This is a genomic window from Achromobacter sp. CSND-B12 (genome assembly GCF_052906545.1).
The window spans coordinates 2415889-2428955 of record NZ_JBREGJ010000001.1; the positions used below are offsets into that span (position 1 = coordinate 2415889).

Annotated in this window: 15 protein-coding genes; 13 read left to right on the forward strand and 2 right to left on the reverse strand. The window is 63.8% G+C overall.

What is annotated here, in order from left to right:
- Window positions 1-81: 81 nt before the first annotated feature.
- The gene (locus ACUTAG_RS11270; protein WP_088928724.1) at window positions 82-975 is read right to left on the reverse strand and encodes a LysR family transcriptional regulator; all 894 of its coding nucleotides are present in this window, start codon (window positions 973-975) and stop codon (window positions 82-84) included.
- 103 nt (window positions 976-1078) lie between these two features.
- Here ACUTAG_RS11270 and ACUTAG_RS11275 point away from each other — a divergent pair, with 103 nt between their 5' ends.
- The 6 genes from ACUTAG_RS11275 to ACUTAG_RS11300 all read left to right on the forward strand — a co-directional run bounded on the left by ACUTAG_RS11275 (window position 1079) and on the right by ACUTAG_RS11300 (window position 6755).
- Complete coding sequence (locus ACUTAG_RS11275; RefSeq protein WP_062737774.1) at window positions 1079-1957, forward strand: alpha/beta fold hydrolase; 879 nt, start codon at window positions 1079-1081, stop codon at window positions 1955-1957.
- A gap of 18 nt (window positions 1958-1975) precedes the next feature.
- Complete coding sequence (gene leuC, locus ACUTAG_RS11280; RefSeq protein WP_048939763.1) at window positions 1976-3394, forward strand: 3-isopropylmalate dehydratase large subunit; 1419 nt, start codon at window positions 1976-1978, stop codon at window positions 3392-3394.
- Window positions 3391-4026, forward strand: a complete 636-nt coding sequence (leuD, locus tag ACUTAG_RS11285) for a 3-isopropylmalate dehydratase small subunit (RefSeq protein WP_105775520.1) — start codon at window positions 3391-3393, stop codon at window positions 4024-4026. The genes leuC and leuD overlap by 4 nt, the downstream gene beginning before the upstream one ends.
- A 143-nt stretch (window positions 4027-4169) precedes the next feature.
- Window positions 4170-4796, forward strand: coding sequence for a TetR/AcrR family transcriptional regulator (locus ACUTAG_RS11290; RefSeq protein WP_105775521.1), 627 nt, complete (start codon window positions 4170-4172; stop codon window positions 4794-4796).
- A 149-nt stretch (window positions 4797-4945) separates the two neighbouring features.
- Window positions 4946-6172 carry an MFS transporter gene (locus tag ACUTAG_RS11295; protein WP_446650170.1) on the forward strand — a complete coding sequence of 409 codons (1227 nt, stop codon included), beginning with the start codon at window positions 4946-4948 and terminating at the stop codon, window positions 6170-6172.
- 214 nt (window positions 6173-6386) lie between these two features.
- Complete coding sequence (locus tag ACUTAG_RS11300; RefSeq protein ID WP_121493697.1) at window positions 6387-6755, forward strand: LysR substrate-binding domain-containing protein; 369 nt, start codon at window positions 6387-6389, stop codon at window positions 6753-6755.
- Here the strand turns inward: ACUTAG_RS11300 and ACUTAG_RS11305 are convergent.
- Entirely contained in the window at window positions 6745-7698 is a 954-nt protein-coding gene (locus ACUTAG_RS11305) for an AraC family transcriptional regulator (RefSeq protein WP_254210594.1), read from the reverse strand. The two genes, ACUTAG_RS11300 and ACUTAG_RS11305, sit on opposite strands and share 11 nt — an antisense overlap.
- A gap of 197 nt (window positions 7699-7895) precedes the next feature.
- Here ACUTAG_RS11305 and ACUTAG_RS11310 point away from each other — a divergent pair, with 197 nt between their 5' ends.
- From ACUTAG_RS11310 to ACUTAG_RS11340, 7 genes are all read left to right on the forward strand, one after another.
- Window positions 7896-8639 (forward strand): SDR family oxidoreductase, encoded by a 744-nt coding sequence (locus tag ACUTAG_RS11310; RefSeq protein WP_121493696.1) that lies wholly within the window; start codon window positions 7896-7898, stop codon window positions 8637-8639.
- A gap of 32 nt (window positions 8640-8671) precedes the next feature.
- The gene (locus ACUTAG_RS11315; protein WP_121493695.1) at window positions 8672-9439 is read left to right on the forward strand and encodes an SDR family NAD(P)-dependent oxidoreductase; all 768 of its coding nucleotides are present in this window, start codon (window positions 8672-8674) and stop codon (window positions 9437-9439) included.
- Window positions 9440-9476: 37 nt separating this feature from the next.
- Window positions 9477-10334, forward strand: coding sequence for an SDR family oxidoreductase (locus tag ACUTAG_RS11320; RefSeq protein ID WP_446650171.1), 858 nt, complete (start codon window positions 9477-9479; stop codon window positions 10332-10334).
- Between the two features lie 66 nt (window positions 10335-10400).
- Window positions 10401-10958, forward strand: a complete 558-nt coding sequence (locus ACUTAG_RS11325) for a flavin reductase family protein (protein WP_142096624.1) — start codon at window positions 10401-10403, stop codon at window positions 10956-10958.
- Window positions 10959-10984: 26 nt separating this feature from the next.
- Window positions 10985-11428, forward strand: a complete 444-nt coding sequence (locus ACUTAG_RS11330) for a transposase (protein ID WP_162949381.1) — start codon at window positions 10985-10987, stop codon at window positions 11426-11428.
- Window positions 11429-11677: 249 nt separating this feature from the next.
- The gene (locus tag ACUTAG_RS11335) at window positions 11678-12115 is read left to right on the forward strand and encodes a TIGR03757 family integrating conjugative element protein (protein ID WP_446650172.1); all 438 of its coding nucleotides are present in this window, start codon (window positions 11678-11680) and stop codon (window positions 12113-12115) included.
- On the forward strand, window positions 12112-13062 hold the full coding sequence (locus ACUTAG_RS11340) for a TIGR03756 family integrating conjugative element protein (protein WP_043223426.1): 951 nt from the start codon (window positions 12112-12114) through the stop codon (window positions 13060-13062). The genes ACUTAG_RS11335 and ACUTAG_RS11340 overlap by 4 nt, the downstream gene beginning before the upstream one ends.
- Window positions 13063-13067 lie beyond the last annotated feature (5 nt).

Consider the following 13067-nt stretch of genomic DNA (forward strand, 5'->3'; position numbering starts at 1 on the left):
GGCCTCTCGAGTGCGTGATCGCCTTTGGCGTCACGATGACTCCTCCCATGGAAATGCTTATTGCTGCCTTTTGATGGCGTTTCAACTCGTCGCCAAGTATTTTGCCGTGAAGTCAAGAAACGCGCGCACTTTGGCGGACGACACCTCGCTGCGTTCCAGGTAGGTCGCGTAGATGTCGGCGTTGGGTAGCTTCCAATCCCCCAGCAATGGAATCAGTTCGCCCCGGGCCAGGTAGGGTGCGATTTCCCATGCTGAGCGGATGGCGATGCCATGGCCGTCCAGCGTCCAGCGCAGCACGGCGTTGCCATCGTTGCTCGATAGCACATTGTCGACTTTGACCGTCTCGGTGGACTTTCCGCGGCGGAAATGCCAAGCGCCGTAGGCCGCATCGTTTTCCCGAACGATCAAGCAGGCGTGACGCACCAAGTCGTGCGGAACGTTCGGCTTACCGTTCTGGGCAACATAGGCCGGCGAAGCGCATAAAAGACGGTGATTGCGCAGCAACAACCTTGCATTGATCCGGGTGCTGGGGGGATCGCCGAAGCGGATGCCGATGTCATAACCGTGTTCGCGCAGGTTCAAGGGCTGGTCGGTCAATTGCAGTTGCACCCGTATGGCGGGATAGCGGGCAACGAACGCCGAAATGGCCGGTGCCACCCGCGCACGACCGAAACCGTATGAGGCATTGACACGGAGCAGTCCGGCCGGTTCGGCATGGCCGCGGATCAGCACTTGCTCAAGTTCCTGCAATTCCCCGAGCAGGCGTGATCCCTCGGCCAGGTAGCGTTCGCCCTCCGGCGTGAGTGTCAGGCGTCGTGTCGTGCGATGGGTCAGGCGCACGCCGAGCCGCTTTTCCAAATGCGCCAGGCGCTTGCTGACCGCTGGCGGGGTGACGCCAAGTTCGCGCGCGGCCGCAGCCAAGCTGCGATGGCGCGCCACTAGGGTGAAAAGGCGGATGTCGGAGAACTCGGACATGATGCTCCAATTCGTTCTTATAAGTTATGAATTGAATAAATATAATTCAATAACGCCGTTCTGATGCAGGAATAGAATGGCCGTCGGAACATGGAGGCAAGGGATGTTCGAAGGCTTTTCCGACGTATCCGCCACGGTCGATGGCATCAAGATTCATGCGTTGATGGCCGGCACCGGGCCGGCGCTGCTTCTGCTGCATGGACACCCTCAGACACACGCGATCTGGCACAAGGTGGCTCCGACGCTGGCGCGGCAATTCACGGTTGTCGTTGCGGACCTGCGCGGCTATGGCGACAGCGGGAAGCCGCCAGGCGAGCCAGACCACGCCAACTATGCCAAGCGTCGGATGGCCTTGGACCAAGTGCGATTAATGCAGGCGCTGGGCCTGCCGACGTTCGCGGTGATCGGTCATGACCGGGGTGGTCGGGTCGCGGCGCGGATGGCGCTGGATCATCCAGATGTGGTATCCCGCCTGGTCACGCTGGATGTGGCACCCACGCTGGCGATGTACCAGCAGACCTCATTCGAATTCGCGCACGCCTACTGGCACTGGTTCTTCCTCGTGCGACCGTCGCCTTTCCCAGAGACGTTGATCCGGGCCGACCCGGATCTCTACCTGAAGCAGACCATGGGAGCCCGCAGTGCCGGCCTGAAGCCTTTCGCGCCGGAGGCCTATGCTGCCTATCTGCGTTGCCTGTCCGATCCGGCAACCGCACATGGCATCTGCGAGGACTACCGTGCCTCGGTAGGTATCGACCTCGAACACGATCAGGCCGATCTTGCCGCGGGCAAGCAGATCCAATGTCCCTTCCTGGCATTGTGGGGACGCGATGGCGTGATCGAACGGTGCTTCGACCCTCTGGCCGAGTGGCGCCGCTGGAATCCCGGCGTAAAGGGTATGGCGCTGCCCTGCGGCCACTACATCCCGGAGGAAGCACCCGAGGTGTTGCTCGATCACGTCCTCGCCTTCCTGCCTTCATGAATGTCCTCGAGCCTGCCCATGCCAGCGACGACGCTTTACCGAAAACTGGTCGATTCGCACACCGTCGAACGCCTCGATGTCGACAACGTGCTGCTATATGTCGACCTGCACATCATGAACGAATACACCAGCCCACAAGCTTTTGCAGGACTGGCGCAACGTGGATTGCGGGTGCGGCGCCCACACCAGCAAATGGGCGTGGTCGATCACGTCATCCCCACGCGCCCGGTGCCGATCGCGGCGCGTACGATCGACATCGCCCCCGCCGCACGGCAAGCGGCGAACTTTGCCGCCAACTGCGCTGAGCAGGGGATCGAGCTGTTCGACGTGCGTGATCCGATGCAAGGAATCGAGCATGTCGTCGCGCCGGAACTTGGCCTGATCCGTCCCGGCATGGTCGTGTTATGCGGCGACAGCCATACCACGACCTACGGTGCCCTCGGGGCACTCGGGTTCGGGATCGGCACGTCGGAAGTGGAGCATGTGCTTGCCACGCAGACTCTGGTGTACCGCGTGGCCAAGGACATGCGAATCCAAGTCGATGGTCGACTGCCTCTGGGGACGACGTCCAAGGACCTGATCTTGCACATCATCGCCAAGATCGGAGCACAAGGCGCGCGTGGCTATGCGGTCGAGTATGTCGGCGAAGCTATCGCCGCACTGTCCGCCGAGGCGCGCATGACCTTGTGCAACATGACCGTGGAAGCCGGTGCCCGCGCGGCGCTGATCGCGCCTGACGCGATCACATCCGACTACGTGTCCGAGCGGATCTGCGATATGGACGACGCTGCGCTGGCGGCCGCGCACACGGCATGGAAGCAACTCCGCACGGACGCATCGGCGCGTTTCGATGCCGAGCATCGATTCGATGCTTCCGAGGTCGCTCCCTATGTCACCTGGGGTACCAGTCCCGACCAGGCGGTGCCGGTAGACGGCACCGTGCCGCCGTTGAGCGATGCCGCGGGTGACATCGAGAGGGCGACTTGGCACAAGGCACTGGATTACATCGGCTTGGCGCCCGGCACGCCGATCGAAGGTATTCCGATCGACCGCGTGTTCATCGGTTCGTGTACCAACGCCCGCATCGAGGACCTGCGCGAGGCAGCTCGGGTGGTGCGGGGGCGCAAGGTTGCCCCGGGCGTGCGGGCGATGGTGGTGCCTGGCTCCGGGCTGGTCCGTGACCAGGCCGAACGCGAAGGGACCGCGCAGGTGCTGGTCGAGGCGGGATTCGAATGGCGGCAACCGGGCTGTTCGATGTGCCTGGCGATGAACGACGACGTACTCGCGCCGGGCGAGCGGTGCGCCTCCACGACCAATCGCAACTTCGAGGGCCGTCAGGGCCGGGGCAGCCGCACGCATCTGATGAGTCCGGCCATGGCCGCCGCTGCCGCGATTGCCGGACGCATCGTGGACATTCGCAAGGAGTTCCGCGCATGAGCGAAACGCACCGTATCGCAGGCATAGCGGCACCATTGCCAATCGGCAACCTGGACACCGACCAGATCATGCCCAAGCAGTTCCTGCTGGGGATCGACAAGAGCGGACTGGCAGACGGACTGCTACATGACCTGCGTTTCGACGCCGAAGGGCGGCTTCGCCCGGACTTCGTGCTCAACCGTCCGGAATATCGCGGCGCGCGCATTCTGTTGGGCGGGGCGAACTTCGGTTGTGGTTCGAGCCGTGAGCATGCGGTGTGGGGATTGCAGCAGGCCGGATTCGATGCGGTCGTCGCGCCAAGTTACGGAGAGATCTTCTATTTCAATGCGATGAACAATCGCTTGCTGCTTGTCACCTTGCCGCCGGAGCAGGTCCAAGTGTTAATGGACAGCGTGGCGCATGGCCAGGACAAGCGCTTGACCATCGACTTGGGGAAGCAAATCGTTTCCACGCCGCAGGGCGATGAATATCCCTTCGATTTGCAACCCAGGCAGAAGCGGATGCTGGTCGATGGCTTGGACATGATCGGCATGACCTTGCGCGATGCAGCGGACATCGACCGGTTCGAAGCTGTGCATTGGCAGGTATCTCCTTGGTGCAGGATCGATCTTACCCAGGTGCGGGAAAGATGAAACGGTACGCCTCCCAGACCGCACGAGCGGCCGCCAGCTCAACGTTCCGCGCACATTGGAAGTGACATTCCTCTTCAGCAGCGATGACGACTCGCCCAAACCTCCGGTGAATTGCTATATTAGGAAACGATCAATTCCATATAATGGCCAGCATGGTTGTCCAATTTTCCTCATCTCTTCCACGCAGCAGGGGCCGTCCCCGCGAATTCAACGCCGACAAGGTGCTTGACCAAGCGATCCGCGTCTTCAGTGAGCGCGGCTATGCCGGTGCGTCGATCACCGACCTGACCCGCGCCATGCGACTGGCCCAGGGCAGCCTCTACAAAGCGTTCAAGGACAAGCAATCGCTTTTCCTGGCGGCGTTGGATCGTTACCGCACCCAGCGAACGCAAAATCTGCGCCAGACCATCAACAACGGCGGCACAGGCCTAGAGCGCCTGCACGCCGCACTGACCTTCTATGCCGAGTCCGCACACGGCACCACAGGACGGCAAGGCTGTCTGGTCGTCGCTAGTACGGTGGAGCTTTCGACGTTAGACAAGTCCGTGGCCGATCACGTCGCCGCTGCGCTGGCCCGCAATGAGGCCATGCTGGCCGACCTGATCCGCCAGGGGCAGGCGGACGGCTCGATCAAGATCCATGTCGACGCCGAAGCCACGGCGCGGATGCTGCTGTGCCTGACGCAAGGCATGCGAGTGGTCGGCAAGACCGGGCGCAGCCGTGCACAGATGCAGGCCGTCGTGACGATCGCGCTCAAGGCGCTAGCCTGATATTTTTTTCCTAATTTAGGAAGCGTTTGTTTCCAATTAAATCAGAGAGAAACTTCATGAAGTTCGCTTTTCGAAAGCCTCGCGCACGGCGAGATCCATCTGTACGGGACAGCGTTATCGCGCAGCCCCGCGCGCCGGGTCAGACAGGCATGACGGGGGAAGATCACGCCCCAACTGCACCAGCAAGGCTGACGCTGCTGCTGGCGGTGGCCTGCGGCCTGGCCGCCGCCAATCTGTACTACGTGCAGCCGCTGGCCGGCCCGATCGCCATGGCGCTGGGACTGTCGCCGCAGGCAGCCGGCCTGAGCGTGACGCTGACCCAGCTTGGCTACGGGCTAGGCCTGCTGTTGCTCGTGCCGCTCGGCGACCTGATCGAGAACCGCCGGCTGACGCTTGGTCTGCTGGGGCTGGCGGCGATGGCGCTGCTGGGTGCTGGGCTGGCGCGCCAGCCGTTGCCGTTCCTAGCGGCGGCGCTGGGCATCGGCCTGGACACTGTAGCTGTGCAGGTGCTGGTGCCCTATGCTGCGCATCTGGCGCCCGAAGCGTCGCGCGGCCGGGCAGTGGGCAACGTGATGAGCGGGCTGATGCTCGGCATCATGCTGGCGAGGCCGGTCGCCAGCTTCATCGCTGATCTGGCCTCGTGGCATGCTATGTTCCTGCTGGCGGCAGCCGCCATGCTGGTGCTGATCGTAGTGTTGGCCCGCACGCTGCCGGCTCGTCAGCCCGGCCTCGGCCTGCACTACAGTGGCCTGCTCGCTTCCATGGGACATCTTCTGCGCGATACCCCGGTGTTGCGCCGCCGCGCGCTCTACCATGCCGCGCTGTTCGCGGCGTTCAGCGTGTTCTGGACAACGGTGCCGCTGCTGCTAGCCGGCCCGGCGTTCGGGCTGTCGCAAAGCGGCATCGCGCTGTTCTCTTTGGCAGGGGCCGCGGGCGCGGTCGCCACGCCACTGGCCGGGCGCATTGCCGACCTGGGTCACAGCCACAGGGCCTCCGCGCTGGCAATGGGTATGGTGGCGCTGGCGTTCCCCTTGACGCACCTGGCGCAACCCGGTTCCGGCTGGGCGCTGGGCCTGCTCGTGCTAGCCGCAATCGTGCTGGATTTTGGTGTCGCGGCCAATTTGACGCTGGGCCAGCGCGCTATCTTCATGCTGGGCGCGAACATGCGTGGTCGACTCAATGGCCTCTATATGGCGGCATTCTTCCTGGGTGGCTCGCTCGGCTCGGCGTTTGGCGCATGGGCCTATGCCCACGGTGGCTGGACGTGGACCTCCGGTTTGGGGGCCGCACTGCCGGTGGCAGCCCTGGCATATTGGACGACGGAGAAACGCCTGGGGCGATTCCAACAAGTCACAACCAACGAGGCATGTCGATAACGACGATTGCATGGGACGACTTCATGACGATGACATTGCGCGTGGGTCGCAATCATCAAGGCTAAGGCATTGCCGAAGCACTCAAGCCGGACTACAAACTGCTGATTGATTTCGGAAGAAGTCGGGCTGATCACATCGGAGTGCCTAGGGATCCTCTGAACAAGACTCCGACTTGAACAATGCGACTGAGCTTGTGCTGGCATTTGGATCATGGATGCCCATCCACTTGCCTCCACTGGCCCTTTCAAGCCGGAATCGCCTGGAAATTCCCTCGCTTGCCGTTCTTCGGCACGGCACGCCCCGCGAGCCGGCTGACCTGGCCGGTCACGAATGCGTGGGCCTTTCGGCATGGCCGACGGCATTCAGCCGGCAATGGCGTTTCGTACGCGATGGCACCGAGCACGCGGTGTCAGCCAACTTGGCGGCTGGCCGGCTGGTACGCGTGCTCGAGGGCTATGCGTTGCCGGCCCGCCCCATGCACTTGTTGTACGCGGCTGACCGCCGCATGACGCCCAAGCTGCGCGCCTTTGTGGATTGGATGCTGCGCGCTCTTGGGCCGGATGCGCCGGCGTTTAGTGCGTAACGGCAGCGACCTCAAGCTGGGCAGGTTCCATCAGCGCGAAGGCCGACCGCATTTCGCGCGCTTCCTCGCCGGGGCTGCGGCCGAACAGGCGCTTGAACTCGCGGTTGAACTGCGAAGGGCTTTCGTAGCCCACGCGCGCGGCCGCGCCGGCGGCGGTGACGCGGTCGCGGATCATCATCAGCCGCGCCTGGTGCAGCCGTACCGACTTGATGTACTGGATCGGCGAGGTCGCGGCCACGGCCTTGAAGTGTGCATGGAAGGCCTGCACGCTCAGGCCGGCTTCGTCGGCCAGAGTCGCCACGTCCAGCGGCTGGGCGTAGTCGTGGTGAATGCGCCGCAGCACCCGCGCGATGCGCTCGAAGCTGCCCTGGCTGGCCAGCGCCGCGCGTATGGCGCCGCCTTGTTCGCCGATCAGCACGCGGAAGCACAGCTCGCGCACGATGCCCGGCCCCAGCACCCGCGCCTGCAATGGCGAGCACAGCGCCCGCAGTAGGCGCAGGGTGGTGTCGGCCAGGGCCTCGTCCAGCGGCGTGGAAACGATGCCGGCCGGCGCGGGGGCAGACGCGGCGCGGCCGGTTTGCTGGTCGACCTCCACGATCAGATCAGCCACGGCGGTCTTGTCCAGGCGCACGGATACGGCCAGCAAGGGCTCCTCCGGGCTGGCGTCGGTCTCGGTCGAGAACGGCAGCGGCACCGACAGCACCAGATAGTGCTGCGGGTCGTAGTGATAGACCTTGTCGGCCAGATAGCCGCGCTTGTGGCCCTGGCAGACGATGACGATGCTCGGCTCGTACAGCACGGGCGTGCGTCCCAGCGGGCGATCGGCGCGCATCAGGCGCACGCCGTCGAGCAGCGAGCGGGTGTGGCCTTCGTGCGGGGCCAGTTGCAGGATCAATTCGGCCATTTCCGCCTGTCGTGACAGGTCGGGTTGTGGGTCGGGCATGGCTTCACCATCATGGAACAATGAAATGGCTATATTTCTACCCCATCTACCGTAGTTATTGTCGATCATGAATAGGATAAGGCAATGATGCAAGAGATATCGACCTAGTTCGTCCAGGCGGTCCTGCCTACGATTTCACCTTGTTTGCAATGCCTTGGCTTGCCTCCGCGCCAGCCAAGAAAGCACAAGGAGAAATCATGCTATCCACGACACCGGACACTACTAAGGTCATCGTGCTCACTGGCGCCAGCAGCGGCATCGGCGAGGCCACGGCCCGCCATTTGGCACGGCAAGGACACCACCTCTACATCGGAGCGCGGCGCCTGGACCGGATCACCGCCTTGCAGGACGAACTGCGCGCCGAGGGCGGCCATGTCGAGGCGGTGCAGTTGGACGTCACGCGCCTCGAAGATCTGCAAGCCATCGTCGCCAAAGCACATGCCGCGCATGGCCGCGTCGATGTGCTGATCAACAACGCCGGCGTCATGCCGTTATCGCCACTGGCCGCGCTGAAGATCGAGGAGTGGAACCGCACGCTGGACGTCAACGTGCGCGGCGTGCTGCACGGCATTGCCGCCGTGCTGCCGATCATGCAGGCGCAAGGCCATGGGCACATCGTCAACATCGCCTCGGTCGGCGCGCATCAGGTGTGGCCGTCTTCTGCGGTCTATTGCGCCAGCAAGTTCGCAGTGCGCGCCATCTCCGATGGGCTGCGCCAGGAGACCGATGCCATCAGGGTGACGCTGGTCAGCCCCGGCGTGGTCGAGTCCGAACTGGCCGATCACATCACCGATCCAGCCGCGCGCGAGGCCATGGTTGCGTTCCGCCGCATCGCCTTGCCACCGCAGGCCGTAGCGCAGGCCATTGCGTATGCCATCGCGCAGCCCGATGGCGTGGACGTGAGCGAGCTCATCGTGCGTCCCACGGCCAGTCCGTATTGATCCTGACAGCCATTCATTCGCAAGGAGTTTTTATGTCCGAAGCCAGTATTTCCTCACCTATCCTGCCGTTCGCCGAGCGAGTAGCCATCGTCACTGGCGCGGCCAGCGGCATCGGCTTGGCAACTGTCGAATTGCTGCATCGCCAGGGCGCGCGCATCGTCGCGGTGGGCCGTGGCGATAACGTCCATGCCTTAGCGCGTGAGGGTGTGGTGCCCATCGTGGCCGACGTGGCGCAGGAAGCCAGCGCTGAACTGGCCGTGCAGACAGCCGTTGAGCGATTCGGTCGCCTTGACATCCTGGTCAACAACGCCGGCATCATCATCAATCGCCCGGTCGCCGAGATGAGCCTGGCGGAATGGAACCAGGTGCTGTCGGTCAATGCCACCGGTGCCTTCCTGTTCTCCCGCGCCGCCATGCGTCCGATGATGGCCGCCGGCTCCGGCGCCATCGTCAACATTGGCTCCTACGCCTGCTACCAGAGCTTTCCCGGCATTGCCGCCTATGCCGCGTCCAAGGGCGCGTTGGCGCAATTGACCCGCACGCTGGCGCTGGAGGCCATTGCCCACGGTATCCGCGTCAACGCGGTCGGTTCAGGCGATGCCGTCACCAACATCACCAACGCCATTCAGCCCGATGGCCAGGCCTATCTGGCCGAACACGGACGCAAGGCCCCCATCGGCCGCGCCGCGCGTCCCGAGGAAATCGCGCAAGTCGCCGCCTTCCTGGCTTCGGATCAGGCCAGCTACATCGTCGGCGCGGTGGTCATGGCCGACGGCGGCATGAGCGTGGCCATCCAGTAACCCAACCCATATTTCAACCTCACAGGAGTTTTCATCCATGCAACAACAAGCAAACCCTTCCAAAGTCTGGTTCATCACGGGTTCCGCGCGCGGCATTGGCCTGTCGCTAGCACGTCAGGTGCTGGCGCAGGGCGATGCGGTGGCCGCCACCTCGCGCACGCTGGCCAGCCTGCAACAGGCGTTCGGAAACAACCGCGAGCGGCTGCTGCCGCTGGAAGTGGATCTGGTCGATGAAGCCAGTGTTCAAGCCGCCATCGACAAGACCGTTGCCACCTTCGGCCGCATCGACTGCGTGGTCAACAACGCCGGCTACGGGCAGCAAGGCACCATCGAGGCACTGAGCGATGCCGAACTGCGCCTCAATTTCGATGTCAACGTGTTCGCGCCGTTGCATGTGCTGCGCCACGCGCTGCCGCACTTGCGCGCCCAGCGCAGGGGGCATGTGTTCAACGTGGCCTCCATCGTCGGCTTCCAGGGCGGGTATGCGGGCTGGGGCAGCTACGTGGCCAGCAAGTTTGCGCTGGCCGGGCTGACCGAGACGCTGGCCGCCGAGCTGGCCGAACTGAACATCAAGGCCACGGTGGTCTATCCCGGCCCGGTGCGCACTGGTTTCCTGTCCAAGGACACACTGGTGGTGGCCAAGCGTTCGATCGCTGACTACACCGAGGCGCAGGCCTCGCTGAATTTGCACTTGAACGGTCTGGACGGCAAGCAGGCCGGCGACCCGGAGAAAGTGGCCACGCTGATTCTGCAAGCCGCCGCGGTGGCCGAGCCGCCCGTGCATCTGTTCGCGGGCAAGATCGCCAACACGCTGGCCGAGCAGAAGATGCAGGCGGTGCGCAAGGACCTGGACGCATGGCGTGGCGCATCCGATGCCACGGATTTCGCGGAGTAAATTCGCACGAGGGCGGGCATGTGGCTAGGTGCTGCGTGCCGCTGCGGTGCATCAGGAGATCACACCATGCTCAATGAATTGCCAGCAGAAAAAGCCTATCGCGTCCTCGAATCCGGTCCCATCGTGCTCGTGTCCACGCGCGGTGCCGATGGTCGCGCCAACCTGATGACGATGGGGTTCCACATGATGATGCAGCACGATCCACCCTTGGTCGGCGCCATCATCGGGCCGTGGGACTACAGCCATCGTGCACTGTCGGACACGGGCGAATGCGTGCTGGCGGTTCCGACGGTGGATCTGGCCGAGACGGTGGTGGACATCGGCAACTGCTCGGGCGATGCGCTCGACAAGTTCGCCCATTTCGGCCTGACGCCCGCATCCGCGCAAACCGTGGAGGCACCGCTGGTGCGCGAATGCTGGGCCAACCTGGAGTGCCGCGTCGCCGATGATGGCTGGGCACGCCGCTACAACCTGTGGGTGCTGGAGGTCCAACGCGTCTGGATTGATACGGCACGCAAGGAAACGCGGTTGATCCACCACCAGGGCGATGGCCGCTTCAGCGTCGATGGCGACACGCTCGACTTGGGCGAGCGCATGGTGAGGTGGCGGTACCTGATGGACTGATACGGGCCGGCAGCGAAGGTGAGGTCGTGCGTACTGCGGCGAACGTGGCCGACGTGACCCAAGCGGGCAAACAGCTGCATGGCAAGGAGAAGGTGGTCTATGCCGATGCCGGCTATACGGGTGCGGACAAGTGCGAGGAGCAGAAGGACAAGCGGGTTCAGTGGCACATAGCCGAGCGTCGGAGCCGGATCAGGGCGTTGCCCGATGGCGAGTTGAAGGACGTGAGCGAGTTCATCGAGCACCTGATTGCCAAGGTGCGATCAAAGGTGGAGCATCCGTTCCGTGTGGTGAAGCGTCAGTTCGGTTACACGAAGGTGCGCTACCGGGGGCTGGCGAAGAATGCCGGGCAGTTGAACGTGCTGTTCGCGCTGTCGAACCTGTGGATGGCGCGCAAGCGATTGTTGGTGATGATGGGGAAGGTGTATCCGAGGCGTGGCAAGCATGGGAATTTTCAGGCGACTCTGGTCTGAAAACGGCTTTGAAGGCCGATCATGTCTGCGTCGGCATCCGACGTGAACAGAGTGGGCCACGGGGCTGGATCGGCCCATACCCATCCACTGCACACAGTCAGCTCATGGCACGCGCGTAGGTCCGGATCAGCGAGTCGGGGCAGACAAGGAAGGTGAAAACGGGGCGGCGCGGTCTCCGGTTTGTTTGTCGTGTCGAAGCCGGATTTCGGTTCGACTGCCACCGGATTGGCTTCCCTCCGGTGTTGTCCCATGGACTCTCGCGCTGTTCCTCATGCCGCTCGCGCTCGTCCAGCATGGCTTGCTACGGCCATCGCCATTCTGGCGTTGGCCACTCGCGCCGCCGCTTCGGAAGTCTGGGTCGTTACCGACTCGCATCATCCGGTCCTTGGCCAGGCTGACCGACACCTCATCCTGGACGCGGCCGCGGCGCTCGAAGCGGAGTTGGCCGACAACCTGCCCACCGATCCTGAGCGCGCCAGCGCCATCGTCCAGCAACGCCTGAAATTGGGCGGTACAGACCTGCAGCGAAGGATCGGCACCGCCTACCAGGGTATTGCCGATGCCTGGAGCCTTGGCGTCACCAAGATTCCCGCCATCGTGGTGGATCGCCGATACGTGGTCTATGGCGAGACGGACGTGGCCCGTGCGGTAGCCCGCATCGACCAATACCGGAGGACGCAGCCATGACGAGGCGTCCGTTCGCGCCATCCCGGCGCCAGCGGTTGGCCATCGCAGCGCTGCTGCTGGGGTGTTCCGCATCGTCCTTTGCACTGAACACCGCCACCATCGTGGCCTCCACCCTGTCGCCGGATTGCCTGGAATACCGCGTCACCGGCATCTGCTATTGGCTCTATTGCACCTGGACGGGATGCACCGTACGCACCTCGGTCAAGGTGCGCCACTACATCCCGGATGCCGTGGTGTCGAGCTACTCGAACACCGGCGAGAACCCTTGGGTCGAGGTGCGGGCGATGAGCCTGCCCAACCCGACCGCGAAGGCCGGTGGCGACGGCACCACCAACGAGGATCACGAGAACAACCTGGCGAAGTTCAAGAACGCCGACGTCATCGGCCATCCCGGTGGCCATGTGTTCAGCCAGTTCGCCAGCGCCTTCGGCTACACCTGCGAGGGCGCCGGCACCGCCTTCATGCCCTATCTGCTGAGCACGCTCGACACGCTGGCATGGCGCTACAACATCCCCGAGGCGCTGTATCCGGAAGCACTGATTCCCGGGCGGCGTGAGATCGGCACGCGCACGGGCCTGAATCTCTGGGGCAACGTCTATCCGCGCGGCGGCTTCCTGCACCAGGTGGATGACCACAAGGCCGCGGCCGTGGTTGCCCAGCGCGCGGGTGACATCGTGACGCGCCGCAACCAGATTCACGTGTACCAGCCCTTGCTCGCCAGTTCGCGCGATGGCTACTGGCCGGCCGCCGCCCTGATGGAAACCGATGCCGCCACGGGCAAGTGGCAGGAGCTGACCCCCACACTGTCCAGCAGTTGCGCGGTATTCCCCCACGGCAATGCCAAGGCCCAGGCCCGGCAAGGCGACTACGCCTGGGCATTGTGGCGTCCCTATAGCTGCTGCCAGCGCCGCGGCCAGGTGTTCCTCGGCAGCGTCGATTTCCTGTGAGGCCC